Source organism: Bradyrhizobium sp. WYCCWR15520 (assembly GCF_056174665.1).
In genome coordinates, this window is the sequence record NZ_JBWBWM010000048.1 from 31614 (window position 1) to 50772 (window position 19159).

At 63.7% G+C, this 19159-nt stretch carries 27 protein-coding genes and 1 pseudogene; 15 read left to right on the forward strand and 13 right to left on the reverse strand.

Annotated features, from left to right (window positions below):
- The first annotated feature begins 17 nt into the window (after positions 1-17).
- Positions 18-773, forward strand: a complete 756-nt coding sequence (locus AC0QUY_RS36250; protein ID WP_475390808.1) for an SDR family oxidoreductase — start codon at positions 18-20, stop codon at positions 771-773.
- Between the two features lie 634 nt (positions 774-1407).
- Positions 1408-1665: a hypothetical protein gene (locus AC0QUY_RS36255; protein WP_161854318.1), complete on the forward strand. Its 258-nt coding sequence runs from the start codon at positions 1408-1410 to the stop codon at positions 1663-1665.
- 20 nt (positions 1666-1685) lie between these two features.
- Here the strand turns inward: AC0QUY_RS36255 and AC0QUY_RS36260 are convergent, their stop codons facing one another.
- On the reverse strand, positions 1686-2120 hold the full coding sequence (locus AC0QUY_RS36260; RefSeq protein ID WP_161854319.1) for a hypothetical protein: 435 nt from the start codon (positions 2118-2120) through the stop codon (positions 1686-1688).
- Between the two features lie 424 nt (positions 2121-2544).
- Between AC0QUY_RS36260 and AC0QUY_RS36265 the strand changes: the two genes are divergently transcribed.
- Both AC0QUY_RS36265 and AC0QUY_RS36270 read left to right on the forward strand, forming a co-directional pair.
- Positions 2545-2745, forward strand: a complete 201-nt coding sequence (locus AC0QUY_RS36265; RefSeq protein ID WP_475390811.1) for a hypothetical protein — start codon at positions 2545-2547, stop codon at positions 2743-2745.
- Positions 2746-2919: 174 nt separating this feature from the next.
- On the forward strand, positions 2920-3720 hold the full coding sequence (locus AC0QUY_RS36270) for an SDR family NAD(P)-dependent oxidoreductase (RefSeq protein WP_475390813.1): 801 nt from the start codon (positions 2920-2922) through the stop codon (positions 3718-3720).
- A 119-nt stretch (positions 3721-3839) separates the two neighbouring features.
- Here AC0QUY_RS36270 and AC0QUY_RS36275 read toward each other — a convergent pair whose 3' ends face one another.
- The gene (locus tag AC0QUY_RS36275) at positions 3840-3998 is read right to left on the reverse strand and encodes a hypothetical protein (protein WP_475390815.1); all 159 of its coding nucleotides are present in this window, start codon (positions 3996-3998) and stop codon (positions 3840-3842) included.
- Between the two features lie 9 nt (positions 3999-4007).
- Positions 4008-4241 (reverse strand): DUF6894 family protein, encoded by a 234-nt coding sequence (locus tag AC0QUY_RS36280; protein ID WP_161854322.1) that lies wholly within the window; start codon positions 4239-4241, stop codon positions 4008-4010.
- A gap of 236 nt (positions 4242-4477) precedes the next feature.
- On the opposite strand from AC0QUY_RS36280, the gene AC0QUY_RS36285 reads away from it, so the two are divergent.
- Positions 4478-4663: a hypothetical protein gene (locus tag AC0QUY_RS36285; protein WP_161854323.1), complete on the forward strand. Its 186-nt coding sequence runs from the start codon at positions 4478-4480 to the stop codon at positions 4661-4663.
- Between the two features lie 53 nt (positions 4664-4716).
- Here the strand turns inward: AC0QUY_RS36285 and AC0QUY_RS36290 are convergent, their stop codons facing one another.
- From AC0QUY_RS36290 to AC0QUY_RS36300, 3 genes are all read right to left on the reverse strand, one after another.
- Positions 4717-5763 (reverse strand): hypothetical protein, encoded by a 1047-nt coding sequence (locus tag AC0QUY_RS36290; protein WP_475390817.1) that lies wholly within the window; start codon positions 5761-5763, stop codon positions 4717-4719.
- Between the two features lie 282 nt (positions 5764-6045).
- Complete coding sequence (locus tag AC0QUY_RS36295; RefSeq protein WP_475390819.1) at positions 6046-6186, reverse strand: hypothetical protein; 141 nt, start codon at positions 6184-6186, stop codon at positions 6046-6048.
- Between the two features lie 7 nt (positions 6187-6193).
- Positions 6194-6427 (reverse strand): DUF6894 family protein, encoded by a 234-nt coding sequence (locus AC0QUY_RS36300; protein WP_057856073.1) that lies wholly within the window; start codon positions 6425-6427, stop codon positions 6194-6196.
- Positions 6428-6743: 316 nt separating this feature from the next.
- Here AC0QUY_RS36300 and AC0QUY_RS36305 point away from each other — a divergent pair, with 316 nt between their 5' ends.
- Positions 6744-7109, forward strand: coding sequence for a hypothetical protein (locus tag AC0QUY_RS36305; protein WP_475390820.1), 366 nt, complete (start codon positions 6744-6746; stop codon positions 7107-7109).
- A gap of 65 nt (positions 7110-7174) precedes the next feature.
- On the opposite strand, the gene AC0QUY_RS36310 is transcribed toward AC0QUY_RS36305, so the two are convergent.
- Entirely contained in the window at positions 7175-7507 is a 333-nt protein-coding gene (locus AC0QUY_RS36310; RefSeq protein ID WP_475390822.1) for a hypothetical protein, read from the reverse strand.
- Between the two features lie 182 nt (positions 7508-7689).
- Here AC0QUY_RS36310 and AC0QUY_RS36315 point away from each other — a divergent pair, with 182 nt between their 5' ends.
- From AC0QUY_RS36315 to AC0QUY_RS36325, 3 genes are all read left to right on the forward strand, one after another.
- A complete protein-coding gene (locus AC0QUY_RS36315; protein ID WP_161854327.1) occupies positions 7690-8280 on the forward strand; it encodes an NADPH-dependent FMN reductase in 591 nt (196 codons plus the stop codon).
- 3 nt (positions 8281-8283) lie between these two features.
- Entirely contained in the window at positions 8284-8802 is a 519-nt protein-coding gene (locus AC0QUY_RS36320) for a hypothetical protein (protein ID WP_475390826.1), read from the forward strand.
- A 119-nt stretch (positions 8803-8921) separates the two neighbouring features.
- Positions 8922-9101, forward strand: a complete 180-nt coding sequence (locus AC0QUY_RS36325) for a hypothetical protein (protein ID WP_161854328.1) — start codon at positions 8922-8924, stop codon at positions 9099-9101.
- Positions 9102-9249: 148 nt separating this feature from the next.
- Here AC0QUY_RS36325 and AC0QUY_RS36330 read toward each other — a convergent pair whose 3' ends face one another.
- The gene (locus AC0QUY_RS36330) at positions 9250-10158 is read right to left on the reverse strand and encodes a ketopantoate reductase family protein (protein ID WP_475390829.1); all 909 of its coding nucleotides are present in this window, start codon (positions 10156-10158) and stop codon (positions 9250-9252) included.
- A 310-nt stretch (positions 10159-10468) separates the two neighbouring features.
- Between AC0QUY_RS36330 and AC0QUY_RS36335 the strand changes: the two genes are divergently transcribed.
- Positions 10469-11059, forward strand: a complete 591-nt coding sequence (locus AC0QUY_RS36335) for a septal ring lytic transglycosylase RlpA family protein (RefSeq protein WP_475390831.1) — start codon at positions 10469-10471, stop codon at positions 11057-11059.
- A gap of 30 nt (positions 11060-11089) precedes the next feature.
- Here the strand turns inward: AC0QUY_RS36335 and hisC are convergent, their stop codons facing one another.
- The gene (gene hisC / locus AC0QUY_RS36340) at positions 11090-12154 is read right to left on the reverse strand and encodes a histidinol-phosphate transaminase (RefSeq protein WP_475390833.1); all 1065 of its coding nucleotides are present in this window, start codon (positions 12152-12154) and stop codon (positions 11090-11092) included.
- A 19-nt stretch (positions 12155-12173) separates the two neighbouring features.
- The gene (pdxY, locus tag AC0QUY_RS36345; protein WP_475390835.1) at positions 12174-13022 is read right to left on the reverse strand and encodes a pyridoxal kinase PdxY; all 849 of its coding nucleotides are present in this window, start codon (positions 13020-13022) and stop codon (positions 12174-12176) included.
- Between the two features lie 110 nt (positions 13023-13132).
- Between pdxY and AC0QUY_RS36350 the strand changes: the two genes are divergently transcribed.
- Positions 13133-13402 carry a DUF2312 domain-containing protein gene (locus AC0QUY_RS36350; protein ID WP_161854333.1) on the forward strand — a complete coding sequence of 90 codons (270 nt, stop codon included), beginning with the start codon at positions 13133-13135 and terminating at the stop codon, positions 13400-13402.
- Positions 13403-14007: 605 nt separating this feature from the next.
- Here the strand turns inward: AC0QUY_RS36350 and AC0QUY_RS36355 are convergent.
- Entirely contained in the window at positions 14008-14352 is a 345-nt protein-coding gene (locus tag AC0QUY_RS36355; protein WP_161854334.1) for a tRNA-binding protein, read from the reverse strand.
- 174 nt (positions 14353-14526) lie between these two features.
- On the opposite strand from AC0QUY_RS36355, the gene AC0QUY_RS36360 reads away from it, so the two are divergent.
- Complete coding sequence (locus AC0QUY_RS36360) at positions 14527-15195, forward strand: FMN-binding negative transcriptional regulator (RefSeq protein WP_475390837.1); 669 nt, start codon at positions 14527-14529, stop codon at positions 15193-15195.
- Between the two features lie 72 nt (positions 15196-15267).
- Here the strand turns inward: AC0QUY_RS36360 and AC0QUY_RS36365 are convergent.
- Positions 15268-15573: pseudogene (locus AC0QUY_RS36365) on the reverse strand (glutathione S-transferase family protein); the annotation flags it as partial.
- A 289-nt stretch (positions 15574-15862) separates the two neighbouring features.
- Between AC0QUY_RS36365 and AC0QUY_RS36370 the strand changes: the two are divergent.
- Positions 15863-16132 (forward strand): hypothetical protein, encoded by a 270-nt coding sequence (locus AC0QUY_RS36370; RefSeq protein WP_475390839.1) that lies wholly within the window; start codon positions 15863-15865, stop codon positions 16130-16132.
- 94 nt (positions 16133-16226) lie between these two features.
- On the opposite strand, the gene AC0QUY_RS36375 is transcribed toward AC0QUY_RS36370, so the two are convergent.
- Positions 16227-16577, reverse strand: a complete 351-nt coding sequence (locus AC0QUY_RS36375) for a zinc ribbon domain-containing protein YjdM (protein WP_161854337.1) — start codon at positions 16575-16577, stop codon at positions 16227-16229.
- Positions 16578-17026: 449 nt separating this feature from the next.
- Between AC0QUY_RS36375 and AC0QUY_RS36380 the strand changes: the two genes are divergently transcribed.
- Both AC0QUY_RS36380 and AC0QUY_RS36385 read left to right on the forward strand, forming a co-directional pair.
- Complete coding sequence (locus tag AC0QUY_RS36380) at positions 17027-18025, forward strand: Bug family tripartite tricarboxylate transporter substrate binding protein (protein ID WP_161854338.1); 999 nt, start codon at positions 17027-17029, stop codon at positions 18023-18025.
- A 189-nt stretch (positions 18026-18214) separates the two neighbouring features.
- Positions 18215-19159, forward strand: a 945-nt coding sequence (locus AC0QUY_RS36385; RefSeq protein WP_475390841.1) for an SH3 domain-containing protein, incomplete at its 3' end; no start/stop codon positions are given.

Consider the following 19159-nt stretch of genomic DNA (forward strand, 5'->3'; position numbering starts at 1 on the left):
AGAGAGGAGCGAGGAACATGAAGATCGTTATCATCGGTGGTACCGGCCTGATCGGCTCGAAATTGGCCCCGTTGCTGCGGTCGCGCGGCCATGAGGTGCTGCAGGCCTCGCCGAGCAAGGGCGTCAACGCCGTGACCGGGGAGGGCCTGCAGGCGGCGCTGGCGGGCGCCGACATCGTCGTCGACGTGTCCAATTCGCCCTCGTTCGAGGACAAGGCGGTGCTGCACTTCTTCGAGACGGGAACGCGCAACCTGATTGCGGCGGCGAAGCAGGCCGGCGTGCGGCACTGCGTTGCGCTGTCGATCGTCGGCACCGACCGGCTCGAGGGCAGCGGCTATCTCCGTGCCAAGCTGGCGCAGGAGCGGCTGATCGAAAATTCCGGCCTGGCCTACACGATCCTGCGCGCCACGCAGTTTTACGAATTCGTTGGCGCAATCGCCGATGCCGGGCGCAGGGACGGCGCGGTGCACGTCTCCAGCCAGTTGATGCAGCCGTTGTTGTCCGACGAGGTCGCGATAGCGCTGGCCGATGTGACGCTTGGCGAGCCTGCTGGCGGCATCCGCGAGGTCGCGGGTCCCGAAGCAGCGCCGATGGCGGATTTCGTCGGCCGCTGGCTGCGCAAGCAGGGCGATACCAGCAAGGTCGTGGCGGGCGCCGATGTGCCGTATTTCGGTGCGCCGCTCGCGTTGCGCACCCTGGTGCCGGACGACGGCGCGCGGATCATGCCGACGCGGTTCGACGATTGGCTGGGCAGGGCGACTGGCGGGGCGTGATTGGAGTCCAGGATGTCGCTGCCGCTTACGCTCCTTGAACTACGGCGGACAACTCGCTCATCCGGGCTACGAACTGCGGCCTATCCGCGTCATTGCGAGGAGCGACAGCGACGAAGCAATCCATTTTTCCGCAGGCGCTGACAGGTGGATTGCTTCGCTGCGCTCGCAATGACGGGTCGATAGAGTTCACTGTGTCTCTTCAGTGGCAGGCTTCGATGCGGACGTCGGTTGCGGTGCCTTGGAACCCATCTCCTGACACGGCAGTTGCGTCCATGTGCCGTCGGCTTCCTGCTGATAGGCATGACAGGAGGCGGAAGCGGGTGCTTCGCTCGTCTTCGCTATATGAGAGTTGGTGCTTGAGTTCCTGGCGAGCGTCGGCGCCGCCAAAGTGAGGAGCGCAGCCGCCGAACCGAAGAAGATCGCTTGCCCTAGCCGCATGACAAATTCTCCCTTTCTCGAAAACGATGTGTGTTCTTCCTAAAAGATATTGTGGAAATTTTTGGGAATGCCGATGGACGTACCGGCACTTGCTTAACGATTAGCAAACGCGCGGGGCTGACGCGCCGCAGCGCAGGACGAATTCTGTTCTCGCGCGCGGGAACCAGTTTCTCCGGCTGCGCGTTGGGCCGGCATCATGCCGAAGGTACGGCACATGCGTCCGGAAAAGTCACTCTTCAATGCGCTGCTTACCCATTTCCTGATGGGCGTGGCGCTTGGACTGTCGATGGTCCTGTTGCTCAGCCTCATCGATGCCTTCCATGTCAGAGATCTCGTTGCCAAGAGCAGCGCACCGGTGCAGACCACGGTGATGCTGGTCACGACCTACGCCCTGATGTTTGGCATCGGCTCAGCACTGACCGGCTTGGTACTGACGCTGGAAGAAGAGAGCTGAAGGTCGGACGGCCTGCCTGATCAGCGGCGCAGGCGTGCGATTGCGCCGGCGACGATCTGCATGGTGACGCCGACCGTCCATCCGGCCATGATCATCCCTATCCATCCCACATGCGGATTTTGGCGCAGCACGATGACGCCGACGCAAGCGAACGCCGAGAACGCCGCGAGGAAGGTGCCGACCGCGCTGAGCAATTCCGGCGCATCGATCTTGGCGACCCAGGCGCCATCGATGAGTTGCTTGTTCGAGGCGTTGTAGGGCAGGGGCGGCGTATCGATGCCGAGGTAAAAGCCGATGGCGCCACCGATCATCATCAGAAGCAGGAAGGCCTGGTTGGTGAGCGCGGAATGGCTCGTTCCGACCAGTGCTGCCACAAACAATCCGCTCGCTGCGCCTGCCATCGCAAGCCCAAGGCGTTCCAGAACATGGGCAACTTTTCGAACGCGGGTCTGCATGCTCGGCCTCCCGCTGATTGTCGGGAACAGGTTAGGCCGATTTCACAACGGGCGGAAGCAACCTGACGGTGCACGCCACGGCGTGCGCTTCTGCGCGCGGATCGGCAGGCACAACAACTTGCAACGGCCGAAAATGGTTTCATTCGTTTTTGCGCGTTGCGGAGAAGAGCGCAGGTGTCGCGCGAGAAAGATTGGATACACATTTCATTGACCAGTCCGGCAAACAGCCGGATATTTCGCGCTGCTTTTCGCCAATCGGGATCACCGCATGAGATTGAATTCAAAGCCAGTCGTGGGCGATATGCGCAAGCGCATCACCCGCCGCTGCGTCTCGGCGGCGACCGGCGCCTGTTGTTGATCCGTACGTAACAAACCCCCGCGTTCACTCATTCGACAGGAGCGCCATTTCGGCGAACGAACAGCCATGCCCAAAGCCTACATCATCGAAGTTCACGACCGCGCCGCCGGGATCGTCGCCGGCAACGAGCGCGGCTTTACGTTTTTCTCCTCTGACCGCGCCTTCGATCGCCTCGACGGCCGCGATTTCAGCTCCGCGCGGGAGGCTGAGCGCGCGGCGAGGGCGATGCTGGGCGGCAGGAAAACCAGCGCGCATTCGCTGCCGTGAATCGGCGGCGCGATGTAGCAGATGCGTAGGGCGCAATAGCGTAGCGTATTTGCGCCGGCTGTCGTCGTTGGCGGATTTACGCGGAGCCTGTCATCGGGCGCGCATTCGCGCGACCCGTTGGCTAATCCGCCCCACGGTCTTAGGATACGCCTTGTTTCGATAGGAGGCGCGAACATGAGTCTGTTGAGTGCGGCGTTTGATCCCGCGCACGAGGCGGCGCTCGTCACCGGCGCGGGCAATGGAATCGGCCGCGCGATTGCGCAGGCGCTGGTGGGAGAGGGCGTGCGCACGGTGTTTGCCGATGTGAACGGGGACACCGTGACCGCGGCGATCAAGGCCTCGGCGCGACCCGAACTCGCGGTGCCCTGGATTGGCGATCTCGCTGATGCCGCCGCGCGCGAGGCGCTGCTGGCGGAATCCGCCAAAGCGCTGGGGCGCGTGACGCATTTCGTGCACAGCGCCTCGCCGCCGCGGCGCGAAAGCGATCATGCGCTCGGCGTCACCACCGAGATCTGGGCGCAGATGCATGCGGTGAACCTGGATGCCGGTTTTCATCTCTGCCGCGAACTGGCGCAGAAGCTGATCGCCGACAAGGAAGGCGGCTCGTTTCTGCTCCTGACCTCGCTGCATGCGGGCACGCCACGCAACCTGCCGCATTATTCGACGGCGAAGGCCGGGCTTTCCATGCTGGTGAAGGAGTTGGCCAAGACGTTCGGCCGCTTTGGCATCCGCGTCAACGCGCTGGTGCCCGGCGCGATCGCGGCCGGCGGTTTCGTCGCCGACCCCGCGCTCGCAAAACATATTCCGCTTGGCCGACTTGGTGAGGCCAAAGACCTTGCGCCGCTGGCGCTGGCGGTGTTGTCGAACCGGATATCGGCCTACGTCACGGGCGCGGCGATCGTGATCGACGGCGGGCTATCGCTGACCAACTGGTTCGAGCCGCCGGAATTGGGGGGAGTTGTAGAAGATTCGTAGGATGGGGAGCAAAGCGATACCCATCGCGTTTGCGGCGGGGATGATGGGTTTCGCTTCGCTCTACCCATCCTACGAGAGTTCCGTTCCCGGATCGCGTTTCGCTCCATCCGGGTTACGGGTTACGCGCTATGTTCCTGGTGCTTCGCGTGCCATTTCGGGCCTGGGCCGCGCATGTAATGCAACTCGGGGCGATAGCGGTTGCGGCCGAGGTCGAGCAGACCCTGCCATCGGGTCACGATCTCGGTCAGGCGTCGGAGCAGCGGTTGTATGGCCAGCATGGCGACCTCTCAATGCGGCTTGCCGAGCAGGGATGAAAACGGCAGCGCGAAGATTTCGTCGTCGAGGTCGTCGCTGACGTGCAACGTCCAGTCGCGCCAGTCTTCCGGGTCCTGCAGCATGATCAGCGACTGCACGACGCGGGCGGCATGGGCGCGCACCTCGGCCAGATCCTCGACGGCGGCGCCACTCTGGTCGAAGCGTACGCCCTCGGAATTGGAGCAGTGGAAATAGACTCGTGCCATGTCCGACTCCCGCGGTTGCGATTACGCTGAAAATAGCAGGCGGAAGAGCGACTTAATATTCGGGGAGATTGCGGACGGGATACTACGGGGAGTGGCGACCACAGGTGGAGCCGTTGCCTAATCTTGTCTGAAAATTATCCATTCTGCCGGGAGGAACGAGAGTTCCGGTTCGGCCGTTTTCACCGGGAAGCCGCGACGATTCGGAAAAGCGCCGTGGCGGAACCCCGGAGAGCGACATGATGTCGGAAATGCAGATCCACACGATTGCGCGTCAGATGATGGAGAAGCACGGCCTCACCGCGATCGCGCAGGCCGCACACAACGCGCAGGCTTGCGAGAGCAAGGGCGACATCGAGGAAGCCAAGGAGTGGCGTCACATTGAAGACGCCATGAAGATGATGCGGGGCCCGCATCAGAGCTGACGGATTTGTCCCGGATGCGGCCGCGCCGCGCCGCATCCGGGAGAACACGCTATTTACCGCAGCGGCATCGGCGGGCGCACCACTGGCTCGCCGTCATCGGCGATCGTTTGCTGAGGCGGTAGCGGCGCGGCGGCCTGCGCCGGCGGAAGCGGCGCTGCGGGTGCCGCCGCCATTGGCGCGGGTGAATAGGGCGAATAAGAACTGACCGGCTTCGGCCTGCGCGGGGCGGGCGGAGGCGTGGTCGGCCGCACCGGAGGTGCGGTCAGCGACGACACGCGCGGCCGCTGGCTTGGCTCGGCGGGCCTGGTCTCAGCGGCCTTGGCCTCGGACGCCCTGGCAAGGTCGCGCGCCATCTGCGCCTGGCTTGCCTTGAGCTGCGCGATAGTGGCTTTGAGCTCCTCAACCTGCTGGCCCATCGCGGCAAGATCCTGCGCCATCGATTGCAACTGCGCCGGTTCGGCGGCAGGAGCGGCCGCGATTGCGGCCGCGGGTTCGCTTTGAGCCGGCGCTGGGCTTTGAGCCGGCGCCGGGGGGGCCGGCGGTTGCGCGACGGCCTGATCGGTTGCGGCTTGGGCGGCCGGCGCGCTCGGTTGCTCGGCTGCGGCTGGTTTGGCTGCCGAGGGCAACGCAGCCAGCACGAAGGGCGGCGCCCACTCGGCGGCCATCGCCGTGGCCTGATCGCCATAATACTGCCAGGCGGCGGCAGCCAAGGCGCCGAAAAGGCCCAGGAGCGCCATGACCACGCGCTTCGCCCATTTGGCGGTCGGCCGCTCGGCGGCAGGCTTGAGGCCGTCCACCTTGATCTCGGCCAGCTTGACGTTCTCGACCTGGATGTCGCGCCTATCGGCGGCGCGAAACGTCGGTTCGACCTGCGGCGCCGACGCGCCCACCGAAATTGGGGGCGCGACGTGAACCTCCGGCGTCGGCGCGGTATGGACTTGCGGGTTGGCCGCAATTTGGACCTGCGGCGCTACCGGCGGGGCGGCGGGTGGCGGATCGTGCGCCAGCGGGGGCGCCTTGTGGGCGTGTGCGGCCAGTACCGTTTCGATCGCAAAAACGTCGTGCGGATCAGCCTCTTTCAGCGTTGGCGTGGATTGCATTGGCGGTCCCTTGCGCAAGTCCAATGGCTCCCGCGACCGGGCGGCGAGCGAGCTGCTTTGCTAGCGTGAAAATCCTCTGCCCACGCCACCACACGGCCAGCGAGGTTTGACCAAAGCAAGGCAATCTCGTGGAGAGGTTGAGGCCGGGGTGCGTCGGGGAAATATGGGAACCGGCAACAGAATCGATGAAGTGCTAGACCAATCCTGCGATCATCATGACCGACCCTGACGGCCATCCGCCGCGCTTGCGCGCTATGCGATCAAGAGGCGGGTGCCCGGGTCTCAGATATGCTGGACGCCGTGCCGGGCGTGCCACTTCGGGCCGGGGCCGCGCATGTAGTGGCGCTCGGGGCGATAGGCGTCGCAGGCGCGCTCGATCAGCCTGTGCCACCGCGTCATGATCGTATCCAGGCGATGAAGCATGGCGGCCTCAGTGCGGCTTGCCGAGTACGAAGGCGAAGGGCAGAACGAAGAGCTCGTCGTCGAAATCGTCGTTCACATGTACGACCCAGTCGCGCCAGTCTTCGGCGTCGCGGCCCATGATCATCGAGCGCACGATGCAGGCGGCGCGGTCGCGCGCCTCGGTGAGATCGCTGACCGCTTCGCCGGAACGGTCGATGCGGACTTCCCGGGAGTTCGAGCAGTGGAAATAAACCTGGGCCATGGCGGCCTCCTGCGTTTGAGACGATCTGTCTCGTTGGTTGCAGGCTAGTCGCACAAGGTTCTGGACCTCCGTGAGGGAGATCACAGTTACTACTTAAGATTTTGTTAAGGATGTAATGGTCAAACTTTAGGCAAATGGAATCGCAGCGGAACCGGACCTCCCGAGCCGGCAGTTGCAAGAGAAGGCCGGCGGCGTAACGCCCGCCGGCCTTTTCTCTTGGCGGCCCGCCAGAAACTCACAGCGCTGTGAATCGGTGTCCGGAACAGCACCCCGGCCTCGCTCGTTCGTCCTTCATACATGAATGGAGGAATGAGCAATGACCAAACTGAAGCTGCTCGGGGCGGCCGCCATCCTGGCGACGGCGCTTGCGACACCGGCGATGTCGCAGGAAGCGACCCAGGAGCCTGGAATGATCGGGTTCAACTACCCGAATTCCAACTATCTGCGCGGCGGATACGGCGTGCGCACGCCGAGCCCCTATGACTATAGCTACTACTATGGCGATTACGGACCTCGCGCGTATTACGGGCCTCGCGTGTATGGGCCTCGCGCGTATTACGGGCCCGGCCCCGTCGGGCTTGCGGCCGGCGTAGCCGCCGGTGCGGTCGGAATGGCGGGTGCGATTGCCGGCGCGCCGTACGTTGATTCCTACGCCTATTATGACGGGCCCGGCTATTGGTAGAGCCGGAACGCACAACTGCAACAAAAGCGGCCGCAAGGCCGCTTTTTGTTTGGCTGCTTGGCGCTTCAGCGGCTGGCCGCGGCGTAGGAAGACAATAGCGCGAGGAAGATGATGGCATTCAGCGCGGTCGCACCGAGCACGAGGGCGAGCCCAACACCGAGGCCGCGGCCGCCGATCGCCTTGATGGCGGTTGGCAGCACCAGCGCGAAGAAGATCAGGGTGAACGGCATCACCGGCAGCATGTCGAAGCCGGTGCCCTTTGGATCGGCGTGGGCATAGACGAAGGGGAGAGTGTAGATGCAGAACGCCGCATTGGCCGCTGCCAGCATGAGCGCGGCGATGCGGACCGAGGGGACGTCCCAATCGGAGGCGGGCGGTAGCGGAGGCGGGGCGGACATCTTCACTCTGCGCGGCGATCCGGAAAAGATGCAGCTCGATCCGGGGATTATCGGGGAGCCATGAAGTTCGGCCTTAGGTATCGCGGGCCGGACTTCAGGTTCATTCGAGGCAGCTCACGCCTTGCATGAGAAAGGCCCGCATGGTTCGACTGCATCATCCAATGTCTTAGGGGTGAGGCGCCATGAGCAACCGCATTCTCGTCTTTTACGGCTCCTACCGTTCCGACCGCATGGGCATTCGTCTCGCGCAATTCGTCGTCGAGGGATTTCGCGCCCGCGGCGACGATGTCGAACTGATCGACGCCAAGGCGATCGGTCTGCCGATGCTGGACCGCATGTACAAGGAATACCCGAAAGGCGCGGCGCCCGCGGCGCTCGAAGAACTCGCGGGAAAGATCCGCGATGCCGACGGATTTGTGTTCGTATCGGGCGAATATAATTGGGGCATGCAGCCCGGGCTGAAAAACCTCACCGACCATTTCCTCGAAGAATGGTTCTGGCGGCCAGCGGCGATCGCGAGCTATTCGGCCGGCCGCTTCTCCGGCGCGCGCGCCGCGATCGCCTGGCACGGCACGCTGTCGGAAATGGGCATGGTGGTTATCTCGAGTTCGATTGCCGTCGGGCCTATCGCGCAGACGCTTTCCGAAGACGGCAAGCCGACCGGCGACGGCGGCAAGGCGCTGACGCACGCGTTTCCGCGCTTTGCCGATGATCTCGTATGGTGGATGGAGGCGGCGCGGGCGCAGCGCGAGCGGAAAAAACCGCCATATTGAGGGATGTCCGTCGGCATCCGCGCCGTGCCGCGAATGGAGCGCAATGTTGGCGAAAACGCACCCACTTTTCGCCACGGCTGGACAGCAGATTGCGCTTTGCCTGCCATCTTCCGCCTTTGTCGGGCCGCCACAGGCGGCTCGCTCATGCTCCCCTGCACGGATTACGAATCGATGTCGCCAACGAAAGCGCGCTGCGGTCTGTTTGTTGTTGCGCTCGCGGCCACGCTCTTCGGCTCGCCGGCCGGCGCACAGAATCTCGATCAGGGTAAACCGCCGGCAAAACTGTTTGCCGAAGGCTGCGCCTCCTGCCACCGCAGCCCGCGCGGGCTTGCCAAGGGCCGCTTTCGGCTCTCGCTGTATCTGTTCCTGCAAAAGCACTATGTGAGCGGCTCCAGCTCGGCCTGGGCGCTGTCGTCCTATCTGGGATCCATTGACAGCGCCAAGCGCGTCGCGGCGAAGCCGGCCTCGACAGGCGCGTCGCGGTCGTCGATGCGCCCGCCCGCGCCGGTGCCGGCGCGATAGGGCGCTGGCGTCGCCATCGCTTGCTCACGGCAACGCTGCGAAATCTCCGCAAGGTGGTCATCTTTTCGACGTGTGTGGGGATAGCATCGTGAGCGTGTGTGTGGCGGGGAGTAACGACCATGGTAGTAGCTGAACTTCAGACCAAGGTAGAGAAGTGGGAGATCAAGGCCGGCAAGTGCGAGGCCATGGCCAAGGAGGCCAAGGACAAGGCGCAGCAGGCCTTTTACGAGGGGCTTGCCGGCTATTACACGAGCCTGGCGACGGATTTCCGCAAGATCCTTGAAAAGCGAACCGCGTAAGCGGAAGCGGCGATGCCGTAGGGCGGGTCAGCCAACGGGTCCGCGCGACGCGCGGCCCACGACGAGCGCAATTGCGCTCGCGGAGTGATGATAGGGCTCCGCGTAACCCACCGTTACCGACCGCGAAGCATGGCGGATTACGCGAACGCTAATCCGTCTTACGTCGTTGCTTAGCGCGCTCGGCGAGCTTCACCATCAGCTGCAGGGCCTGATTGGTCGGTGTCGCAATGCCGAGCTCGACGCCCTTGCGCACCACATGACCGTTGAGAAAGTCGATCTCGCTGGGCTTGCCGCGCGCAAGATCCTGCGCGGTGGACGACATCTGGTTCGGCATCAAGGTGGGGATGTTCAGGATGTGCGCGAGGAGATCGTCGGGAATCGAGACACCACTGGCGCGGGCGACGGAGGTTGCTTCCTGCACTGCGCGCGTGACGACATCGCGCGTGCCTTCGACTTCCAGCATCGGCCCGTAAGAAATGCCGGCCACGGCGGACAGCGCGTTGAAGGCGCAGTTGATGATCAGCTTGCTCCAAAGTGTCTTGTCGATGTCGTCGGCGATCGTGATGTTGACGCCGGCGGCCTGAAAAATTTGCGCCAGCGCTTCGCTTGCGGCAGAGGGGCCGATGGCGAGGTCGCCGCCGCCGTGATGCCTGACATGGCCGGGCCCGGCCATCTCACTGCCGACATAGACGACGACGGGAATGACGGCGTGGCCGGTGACGGCGGAAAGACGCTGTGCATTGTCGACGCCGTTTTGCAGGCTGAGCACGGATGTTTGCGGCCGCAGGCGCCCGGCGAGGGAGGCGCCGGCCTGCTCGGTATCGGCCGACTTCACGCATACCAGCACCAGATCGGGCGAGGCGAAGTTGGTTGTGTCGGACGCGGCCTTGGCAGGCAGGTGGCCCCTGAACGTCTTGGTGTCCAGCAAGAGGCCGTGCGCATTGATGGCGTCGACATGCGGCTGCCGGCCGATGAAGGTTACGTCATGCCCGGCTTTCAGCAGCAGTCCGCCATAATAGCATCCGACTGCGCCGGCGCCGATCACTGCGACTTGCATGTGTTTCTCCCATTTGTAGCCAAGATAAGCCGACAGGTCGCCTCAATGCGCGCCCGGCGACGAGCGCAATTGCGCTCGCGGAGTGATGACAAGCTCCGAGACATCCGGGACCACTCTAACACCGCCCCGAATGTTGCTTCGCTTATCCGGGCTACAACGGGGGACCACTAAATTCTGTGACACAATCATCACACTCAATCCGAATGCGCTGTGGAGGCCGCGTCCGGCCACGTTTCCGCCCGTATTCGGTCCCGCCATTGCCGCGTGTTGGTTTTCGGCTTGGGCTGGGGCGCGAGCGGGGGATTGCAACATGTCTTCCATTGGCTGCATCGGTACTTCGTGCGTCGACGTCAGGGCAGGCCGTACTCGATTTGATGCGCCGTTGATCACGGCCGCGCGCGCAGGAAGATTCATACGTCTGCTTGCTGCCGCGCTGGGAGCCGCATCGCTTGCGGCCTGCGCACAGTCCTCGGTCGTCACCCAGAAATCCGAACTTCGTGCCGTCAGGCAGGCGTCGGTGGACCAGGATCGAGCGGCACCGTCCATGATGAAGAGGCGCGTGGTCGCCGCGAGAAAGCACGCCCGGTTCGCGTCGCGCAAGGATACAGGCGGCGCCAAGACGGCCTCGCATGGGGTTGCCAGCTTCTACACCGAGGGAACGAAGACCGCGAGCGGCGAAAAGTTCAACACGCTCGATATGACCGCCGCGCATCCGACGTTGCCCTTCGGCACCAAGTTACGCGTGACAAACGTCGCGAGCGGCCAGTCGGTGACGGTACGCGTCAATGACCGCGGCCCGTATGTTCGGGGGCGTGTTGTCGACGTCTCATATTCCGCGGCCGACGCGCTGGGAATGGTGGGCAAGGGTGTTGCCAAGGTCAAGCTCGACGTCGTGGAGTAGCTGACGACACAGCCGTAGCGCTTATCCGTTCTACGGGCTGCCCAGGATGTCCGACAGAGCCGACAGCAGCCGGTCAATTTGCTCGTCTGTGCCCACACTTATCCGCAGATAATCGGCGATGCGCGGAGCGGAAAAATGGCGGACGATCACCGCCCGTTGGCGCAGCCCAGTAGCTAGCGCCGCGCCCTCGTGCGCCGGATGCCGCGCGAAGACGAAGTTGGCCGAGGAAGGCAGCACTTCGAAGCCCAGCCGGATCAGTCCGCGATTCAGCCGCTCCCGGCCTTCGATCACGCGCGCGCGGCTCGCTTGAAAATAGGCTTCGTCCTCCAGAGAGGCGATGGCGCCGGCCTGGGCGGGCCGCCCGAGGGGATAGGAGTTGAAGCTGTCCTTCACCCGGGTGAGCCCCTCGATCAGGTCGGCGTCGCCGATCGCATAGCCAACCCGCAAGCCGGCCAGGGCCCGCGACTTGGACATGGTTTGAACGACCAGAAGATTCCGGTGGGAGGCAATCAGCGGGATCGCAGTCTCGGCGCCGAAATCGACATAGGCCTCGTCGATCACAACGGGAGCGTCAGGATGTTGCTGCAGCAGGGTAATGATCTCGGCGCGTGACAGCGCAATTCCCGTCGGCGCGTTCGGATTGGGCAGGATGAGCGCGCCGGCCGGCCGGAGATAATCGGCCACGCGAATCTGCATGGCCTGATCGAGCGGGACGGTCTCGTAGGCGATGCCGAACAGGCGGCAATAGACCGGATAGAAACTGTAGGTGATGTCAGGGAATAGCAACGGCGCATCATGCTTGAGCAGCGCGGTGAAAGCGTGGGCCAGCACCTCGTCCGAGCCATTGCCGACGAACACTTGTTCCGGCCGTACGTGGTGGTGGGTGGCCAAAGTAGCCCGCAGCGCGGTGGCCTGTGGATCCGGATATAAACGCAGCGTATCGGCCGCCTCGCCGCGAATGGCTCCCAACGCGCGTGGCGAAGGGCCAAACGGACTTTCATTGGTGTTGAGCTTGACCAACTCCGCCATGCGGGGCTGCTCGCCCGGCACATAGGGCTTCAGGTCGTGGGTCAAGCTGCTCCAGAAACGGCTCATTTTTTTCTCCAAATCCGCCCTACGGCCCGATCGCGATACTCTCGAACTTGCGCGTCGGATGAGCCAGCCACCCCGCGCTTTCGACGATGCGCATTTCCTCGGCACCGCTGGTCGCGGTGCGTTCCAGCACGGCGAAGATGGCGGAGGTGGCGTGGCTGAGCGCATCCGGCGTGTCGGCGCCGCGGAGGCGGGCAGCGACCAGCAGTGCGGCGAACAGATCGCCGGTGCCGTTCGGGCTGATCGGCAGTTTTGGTGTGCGTACGCGAAAGGACCTCGCGCGCTCGACGGCGAGAGTCTCGATCTCGCCCGGTGGCGTGTCGGCCAGCTCGGCGCTGGTGACGATGACCGTTCCGCGCGCCATGAACGCACGCGCGGCCTTGAGCACCTGGTCGATCGTCGCGGCCTTCTTTCCACATAGCCATTCGAACTCGAAATGATTGGGCGTGATGATGTCGGCGAGCGGACACAGAAGATCGCGGACCAGCGGCGGTATTTCAGCGTGGACGAACAGGCCGCGGTCGCGATCCCCCAGCACGGGGTCGCAGCAATAGCGCAGCGCGGGATTTTTCGCCTTGGCGCGCGCGACAAAGTCCGCGACCACTTTGGCGTTGTCGGCCGAGCCGAGATAGCCGGACAGGATCATCTGCGCGCTATCGACCGCGCCGCGCTCCTCGATGCCAAGCAGGAGATCGCCAACGAGTGTCCCATCGAGCACGCGGCCGCGCAGCGTCGGATAGCCCGGCCGGTTGCTGAGTAGCGTGGTCGGCACCGCCACGACGTCGATGCCGTGCATCTGCATTGGAAACACCGCGGCGCTGTTGCCGACATGACCGAAGGCGACCTGCGACTGAATGGAAATCACGTTCATGAGATGTTTCTGGGGATTACCGAATTGCCGAAGAGGGGAACCCGCCGAGGTTAACACATTGGTTATTTGTTTGCGGTCATTTTCACGATCTCATTCAACAGGGAGTCACCATGTCTGACGTCACCATTCCCGGCGGCCGGATCCGTTCTTTCGTTGAGCGGATCGAGAATCTCGACACCGAATTGCAGGAGCTGAACGAGCAGAAGAAGGAAGTGTTTTCGGAGGCCAAGGGCGAGGGGTTCGACGTCAAGATCCTCAAGGAGATCATCAAGCTGCGCAAGCAGGACCAGGACGAGCGCGACGAGCGCGAAAGCCTGCTCGATCTCTACATGCGCGCGATGGAAACCGCGCCGCCGGAGAAGACCGCCAAGGCGGCGTGAGCCGAAGAGAAGCCGAGCAAAGAATGTAGCCCGGATGAGCGCAGCGATATCCGGGACGATGTGAGAGTTGTCCCGGATGTCGCTCCGCTCATCCGGGCTACTCGCTGCTTGCCCATTCTCAGGCGAATGAACTCTAATGACGCATGCACTTCGTCAGGGCATGCTCGTTTGAACAGCGAGCGCAGCGTGGGTAGGGCGGGTTGGCGCAGCGTAACCCGCCCTTCACCACGCGACGTGGCGGATTAGCTGACGCTAATCCGCACTACGCATCTGACTCTCATCCGGTCTAATGCTTCCCCGTCATTGCGAGCGAAGTGAAGCAATCCATCTCTCCACGCGGGGATAGATGGATTGCTTCGTCGCTTCCTCGCAATGACGGGGAGAGAGTCTTTCTCAAAAATGGGTTGAAGGTTTCGTCGTGACTTCTTCGCCGCCGCGCGCAAACACAAAGCAAACGTGTTGTTAAGAATTGACCCGCGCTGATTTGCGCTGATGCGATTCGTTCTTTGCGAACAAAATGGAGTCGGATAGAGAACAAAGCCGTGCTTGTTTCTCTGCCGACGCCGTCGCAATCTCAATCCTCCACGTCCGCGTAGTACGCAGCGTCAAAACACCGGCTCACCGATCGCAACCTCGCTGCGCGGGCCGAGCACGATCACGTTGCCAGCAGCGTCCTTGGCTCCGAGGATCAGGAGTTCGGACGTGAAGCCCGCGATGTTTTTCGGCGCGAAATTGCAGACGCACACGACCAGCGAGCCGAGCAGTGCCTCCGGTTCGTAGTTCGTCACTTGCGCGCTCGACCACATGATCCTGTCAGCGCCGACGTCGACGCCGACCTTCAGGGACGGATTGCGCGCGCGCGGAAACGGCTGCACGTCCACGACCTTGCCGATGCGGATGTCGAGGCGGGCGAAATCGTCGTAGGTGGCTTGGGGTTTTAACGGGGGCATGATATCGGGCTCGTTTGGCAAGCTGGATGTCGGGACGGTCCGAATGAGGCATCACGTAGCCTCATATCGCAGTTGTCTTGCGGTTGGAACGCGCCGGCGCAGGTTGGTGATCCCTCGCCGAATAGGTTAGCCTTGCGTGAGCCCTCTATCCTCCAGCCGTTCGAGCGCTTGACCATGCATATCCTTCGACCCCAGTTTCGCATCGAACAGGACCGTGCGCTCGCATTTGCAGCCGAGCGCGGTTTTGGCGCGATCGTTGCCGCCGATGAGCGTGGCCCGTGCGCCTCGCACGTGCCGTTCGTGGTCCTGCGGCGCGACGACCGCGTGATCGTGCAGATCCATCTCACGGCCAAGAATCCGCTCGTGGCGCTCGCCGACGGCAACAGGCGTTTTCTCCTGATCGTCTCCGGTGACGACGCCTATGTCTCCAACGACTGGTATGCCTCGCGCGACAACGTGTCGACCTGGCTCTACGAGGCCGTACATCTCTCTGGCGTCGCGCACTTACGTGCGCACGACGAGAACCGCGGCCATGGCGATGCGCTGCTCGCCGTCTCGGAGGCGCGCCTGCCGAAACAGCCCTGGGACCTGGCTAAAATGGAGCCCGCCAAGCGCGAGAGCATGCTCGCCTCGATCCGCGTCATCGACCTCGTCGTCGAAGAGATCGAGGGGCAGTCAAAGCTCAACCAGCACAAGAGCGATGAGGACCATGTGGCGGTTACCAACCGGTTGGCGCGTGCGGAAGAGACGGGGAGCAGAAGACTGGCCGCGCGGATGCGCACGCTGCGCCCGGAGCTGGAATATGAGTGTGGCAAGCGTGGCCTGGAGACCGCGGCGGGTTGAATGTGGATGCGAGGTGCCAGTTGCTTTAGTCTGCCGCAGCGAAATGCGCCATCTGATCTGCATGCGCCTTCACGAGAACGCCAATATGGACCAGGGCAGGCTCGCTCGACCGAATTGAGCGCGGCGAAAACCCATTCCATCGCTTCGCTGTGACCGCGCGGATCGGCAGGCATCAGCGCGTCACTACGGTTGCCTAGATGCAGCAGGATCGCACCGCTCTCGAAGATCGAGATGTCGCCATCGGTCAGCCACGGCACCTGGCCGAAGGGCTGGCGCGAAATGTTCGGCATTGCGATCGCGGAATGGCACGCTCTCGACGCCATAGGGGCGCGGCAGCTCCGGAACCCAGTCGAAGGTGGTGAGAATCAGAGCGGCCATCGGAATCTCCATTGTGTTTCACAAGGGACGGCCGAACGGCTCGCGCCCCGACACCACCGACAAGTTTTTCGTCAGCCGCAGGCGGATATCGACGCAGCGGCCGCACCAGCGTTAGCGAATCTGCCGCTTGCGGACCCAGCCAAAATTCCAGCGAACCTTCACGGCTTCTCGTGCGACCAACGCGCGGTTCCACATCCTGCCACTGCATGTGTGCATTGCAGCAACGGACTATTGCAATGCAGCAAAATGGATATTAGGTCCATATTTCAAGTTATTAAGGAGAACTGAAGTGAAGAAGATTTCCCTGTCCATCGCGGTCACCGCCGTGCTCGCCATCACGGCTGCCACAAGCGCCGTCGCTGCCGAGCTGCCAGCCTATGAGAAGGCAGGCTTGCCAATTTCGGCCGTGCAGGTTCAGGCGCTGGGCGCTGAACATGTCCAGGAAGCGTCGCCGCTGGCAACGTCCGCTACGCCCGTTCAGGTCAGTGTCCTGACGCCGCGCAGCAAGATCACCACCGCGCAGGGCCGCCCCGCGACGGTCGGCCGCGCCATTCAGTAAGGACAGGCGCGAGTTGGCGCTGCGCATGAACGCCTTGCCTCAGCTAGCAGAAAGCCCGCGAAATCCTCGCGGGCTTTTTTCGTGATGATCCGGCTTACGCCTTCTTCACGAATTCCGATTTCAGATTCATCGCGCCGATGCCATCGATCTTGCAGGCGATGTTGTGGCCGTCTGCGCCCTCGGTCAGGCGGATGTTCCTGACCTTGGTGCCGCCTTTGACGACCGACGACGACCCCTTCACCTTGAGGTCCTTGATGACGATGACGCTGTCGCCGTCCGAGAGCGCGTTGCCGTTGGCGTCGCGTACGCCCGCCTCAGGCGAGGCCTCTGCGGCGGTGCCGGCCGCGGCGCTCCACTCATGGGCGCATTCCGGGCAAACCCACAGGCTGCCATCCTGATAGGCATGTTCGGAATTGCATTTCGGGCAGTTCATTGCGTCGTCCATTGTCGTCCTAAAACCTTGTCCGGGCGAAGCGCACCGTAGGTTCATGTCCGGGTAAAGCAAGGGAAAAGCTTCGGTCCCAGAAGGGGCAAGAGCCCATAGCATCGAGTAGCCTCGCATGAGCGCAGGCGACTTGCGGGATGACGTGAGAGTGGTCCCAGATGTCGAGAGCCTGTCATCACTCCGCGAGCGCAATCGCGCTCGTCGCCGGGCGCGCGTTCGCGCGACCCGTGGCTCATCCGGGCTGCCAGAGTGCAGGCGAGGGCCTTTTTGTCGCGACAGCCGGGCTTTGCAGCATCGCGCACACCCCATAAGCTGACGTCAGCCGAAACGCGCCCCACCTCCCGCCAGAGATCGCCGCGTTACGTCGATCGAAGACGGAAGCGAAGGAGACGAGAACAGCAAAAAGCTGCAACGCTGCGCACGGCCATTGGGAAAAGGGGAGGACACCGATGCCGCTGTCGATAGACCGCCGTCGCGCGCTTGCGCTCACCAGTTCTTTCATTGCGGCGCCGTGGCTCGTGCCGCGGGCGGGCCGCGCCGCGGAGGCCTGGCCGATCCGGCCCGTCAAATATGTCAACGGCTTTCCGGCCGGCGGCGCCACCGACACGCTGTCGCGCGTGCTCTGCCAGAAGCTGAGCGAACTGTCCGGGCAATCTTTCGTGGTCGAGAACAAGGCCGGCGCCGGCGGCGTGCTTGGCGCGGATGCGATCGCCAAAGCGCCGGCGGATGGCTACACGATCGGGCTCGGCGGCATCGCCTCCAACGTGCTCGCGATCGGCTCTTACGCAAAACTGCCGTATCGGCCGCGCGAGGATTTCACCTTCATCTCCGGCATGTGGCAATTGCCGAACATTTTGTCCGCAAAGAAGGACCTGTTCTCCGCGGACCTGAAGGAATTGCTCGCGGCGTTCAGGAAGGAGCCTGGCAAATACACCTACGCGTCCGCCGGCTTCGGCACCACGCTGCATCTCTCCGGCGAGATGATGAACAGCATGGCTGGCGTCCAGGTCCGCCACGTGCCTTACAGGGGCGCCGCGCCGGCGCTGAACGACCTGCTCGGCGGCAATGTCGATCTCCTGTTCGACAATCTTCCAGGCTCATTGCCGAGCGTGCGCTCCGGCGCGATCAGGCCCGTCGCGGTCACCGCGAAGAAGCGGATCGCGGAGCTTCCCGACGTGCCCGCGTTCGCCGAATTGTTGCCCGGCTACGAGATGACCTCGTGGACCGCGCTGATCGGCCCCGCCAACATGCCGCCCGACCTCGTCGCGCAGATCAACGCGCTCACCGCAAAAGCGCTGAAGGATCCTTGGCTGCAACAGCGCTACGCAGACCTGGGGGCCACCACCTGGCCGACCACGCCGCAGGAGATCGCGGCTTATCGTGACAGCGAGGAAGCGCGGCTATTGCCGATCATGAAGGCGGCCGGGATCAAGCCGGAGGGTGGGTAAGGGGATGCTTGTGGTCTCCGAGGCTCGCCTGCCAAGATCACGCTGCGAGTTTGCGCAGATTGAGCCCATCCCAAACAGGAGCGCCGCGTCTCGCGCCTGCGAGAAGCCTGCATCCTTCGGCTAACGCTATCACTCCTCAGGGAACGCCTGTTTCGCTGCGGCGTTCCTGCTCATGAGGAGGAATTCGCCATGAAGTTAAAAGCATTGTTTATTGCAGCAGCCGTGCTGCTGATGCCGGCCGCCGTACTCGCGGCGCCGGGTATCGTGACCACCACGGTCAGCCTCAAGGCCGGGCCCGGTGAAGGCTTTCCGACCGTCGACCGCATTCCCGGCGGCGCCCGTGTCAACATCCACGGGTGCTTCAGAGGCAAGGCCTGGTGCGATGTGAGCTGGTCGGACGATCGTGGCTGGGTGTCGTCGCGATATCTCCAATATCTCCACCGCAACCGCTACGTCTATCTGCCCGACTATGTCGACGAGATCGACGTCCCCATCGTGCCGTTCGTGCTGACCTCGTACTGGTCGAGCCACTATGCGGCACGTCCCTGGTATCACCGCCGGGCCCACTGGGGCGGCTACTGGCAATCGCATGAGCGTGTCGCGACGCGGTTGACGATCGACCGCTCGGCGGCCCGGATCGGCCGCGCGGCGGCAGCGCGCGACGCTGCGCTCCCCGAGGCAAGGACGCGGGTCGGTGTCGAGGAGAGGTCGCGTGCCCGTGTCGAGGAACGGACGCGGGCCGGTGTGACGGAGCGGAGCCGCGCCGGCGTGACGGAACGCGTGACGCGGGAGAGGGACATCACGACGCGTGGCGCACGCGAAGGGCGCGAACGCGCGGTGGTGCAGGACCGCATGACACGCGAGAGCGCGCGGACGGCGCGAGAGAGCGCGCGGATGACGCGTGAGAGCGCAAGAGCGACGGTGCGCGAGCAGCCGATGACCCGAGCCCGCCCGCAGACGCCGCCGGTCATGGCCCGCGGCCATGACGAACCGCGTGCGGCTGCGCCGCGGATCGAGCGTGCAACGCCCCGCATGACGCAGCCCGATGCGGCGCGCGGCGGCGGTGGCTCGCCGAACGTACGCGCGCAGCAGATGCCGGCCCCGGCCGCTCCGCGCGCAGCAGCGCCCGCGACG

What these genes read in the sequence shown, in the direction of transcription:
- AC0QUY_RS36325 (WP_161854328.1), top strand. Translation starts at nt 8,922, where the DNA reads ATGGTAGTAGCTGAACTTCAGACCAAGGTAGAGAAGTGGGAGATCAAG.
- AC0QUY_RS36260 (WP_161854319.1), bottom strand. Translation starts at nt 2,120, where the DNA reads ATGCAGACCCGCGTTCGAAAAGTTGCCCATGTTCTGGAACGCCTTGGG.
- AC0QUY_RS36270 (WP_475390813.1), top strand. Translation starts at nt 2,920, where the DNA reads ATGAGTCTGTTGAGTGCGGCGTTTGATCCCGCGCACGAGGCGGCGCTC.
- AC0QUY_RS36360 (WP_475390837.1), top strand. Translation starts at nt 14,527, where the DNA reads ATGCATATCCTTCGACCCCAGTTTCGCATCGAACAGGACCGTGCGCTC.
- AC0QUY_RS36285 (WP_161854323.1), top strand. Translation starts at nt 4,478, where the DNA reads ATGATGTCGGAAATGCAGATCCACACGATTGCGCGTCAGATGATGGAG.
- AC0QUY_RS36335 (WP_475390831.1), top strand. Translation starts at nt 10,469, where the DNA reads ATGTCTTCCATTGGCTGCATCGGTACTTCGTGCGTCGACGTCAGGGCA.
- AC0QUY_RS36255 (WP_161854318.1), top strand. Translation starts at nt 1,408, where the DNA reads ATGCCGAAGGTACGGCACATGCGTCCGGAAAAGTCACTCTTCAATGCG.
- AC0QUY_RS36330 (WP_475390829.1), bottom strand. Translation starts at nt 10,158, where the DNA reads ATGCAAGTCGCAGTGATCGGCGCCGGCGCAGTCGGATGCTATTATGGC.
- AC0QUY_RS36350 (WP_161854333.1), top strand. Translation starts at nt 13,133, where the DNA reads ATGTCTGACGTCACCATTCCCGGCGGCCGGATCCGTTCTTTCGTTGAG.
- AC0QUY_RS36250 (WP_475390808.1), top strand. Translation starts at nt 18, where the DNA reads ATGAAGATCGTTATCATCGGTGGTACCGGCCTGATCGGCTCGAAATTG.
- AC0QUY_RS36265 (WP_475390811.1), top strand. Translation starts at nt 2,545, where the DNA reads ATGCCCAAAGCCTACATCATCGAAGTTCACGACCGCGCCGCCGGGATC.
- AC0QUY_RS36380 (WP_161854338.1), top strand. Translation starts at nt 17,027, where the DNA reads ATGCCGCTGTCGATAGACCGCCGTCGCGCGCTTGCGCTCACCAGTTCT.
- AC0QUY_RS36305 (WP_475390820.1), top strand. Translation starts at nt 6,744, where the DNA reads ATGACCAAACTGAAGCTGCTCGGGGCGGCCGCCATCCTGGCGACGGCG.
- AC0QUY_RS36315 (WP_161854327.1), top strand. Translation starts at nt 7,690, where the DNA reads ATGAGCAACCGCATTCTCGTCTTTTACGGCTCCTACCGTTCCGACCGC.
- hisC (WP_475390833.1), bottom strand. Translation starts at nt 12,154, where the DNA reads ATGAGCCGTTTCTGGAGCAGCTTGACCCACGACCTGAAGCCCTATGTG.
- AC0QUY_RS36355 (WP_161854334.1), bottom strand. Translation starts at nt 14,352, where the DNA reads ATGCCCCCGTTAAAACCCCAAGCCACCTACGACGATTTCGCCCGCCTC.
- AC0QUY_RS36320 (WP_475390826.1), top strand. Translation starts at nt 8,284, where the DNA reads ATGTCCGTCGGCATCCGCGCCGTGCCGCGAATGGAGCGCAATGTTGGC.
- AC0QUY_RS36290 (WP_475390817.1), bottom strand. Translation starts at nt 5,763, where the DNA reads ATGCAATCCACGCCAACGCTGAAAGAGGCTGATCCGCACGACGTTTTT.
- pdxY (WP_475390835.1), bottom strand. Translation starts at nt 13,022, where the DNA reads ATGAACGTGATTTCCATTCAGTCGCAGGTCGCCTTCGGTCATGTCGGC.
- AC0QUY_RS36300 (WP_057856073.1), bottom strand. Translation starts at nt 6,427, where the DNA reads ATGGCCCAGGTTTATTTCCACTGCTCGAACTCCCGGGAAGTCCGCATC.
- AC0QUY_RS36275 (WP_475390815.1), bottom strand. Translation starts at nt 3,998, where the DNA reads ATGCTGGCCATACAACCGCTGCTCCGACGCCTGACCGAGATCGTGACC.
- AC0QUY_RS36280 (WP_161854322.1), bottom strand. Translation starts at nt 4,241, where the DNA reads ATGGCACGAGTCTATTTCCACTGCTCCAATTCCGAGGGCGTACGCTTC.
- AC0QUY_RS36310 (WP_475390822.1), bottom strand. Translation starts at nt 7,507, where the DNA reads ATGTCCGCCCCGCCTCCGCTACCGCCCGCCTCCGATTGGGACGTCCCC.
- AC0QUY_RS36375 (WP_161854337.1), bottom strand. Translation starts at nt 16,577, where the DNA reads ATGGACGACGCAATGAACTGCCCGAAATGCAATTCCGAACATGCCTAT.
- AC0QUY_RS36295 (WP_475390819.1), bottom strand. Translation starts at nt 6,186, where the DNA reads ATGCTTCATCGCCTGGATACGATCATGACGCGGTGGCACAGGCTGATC.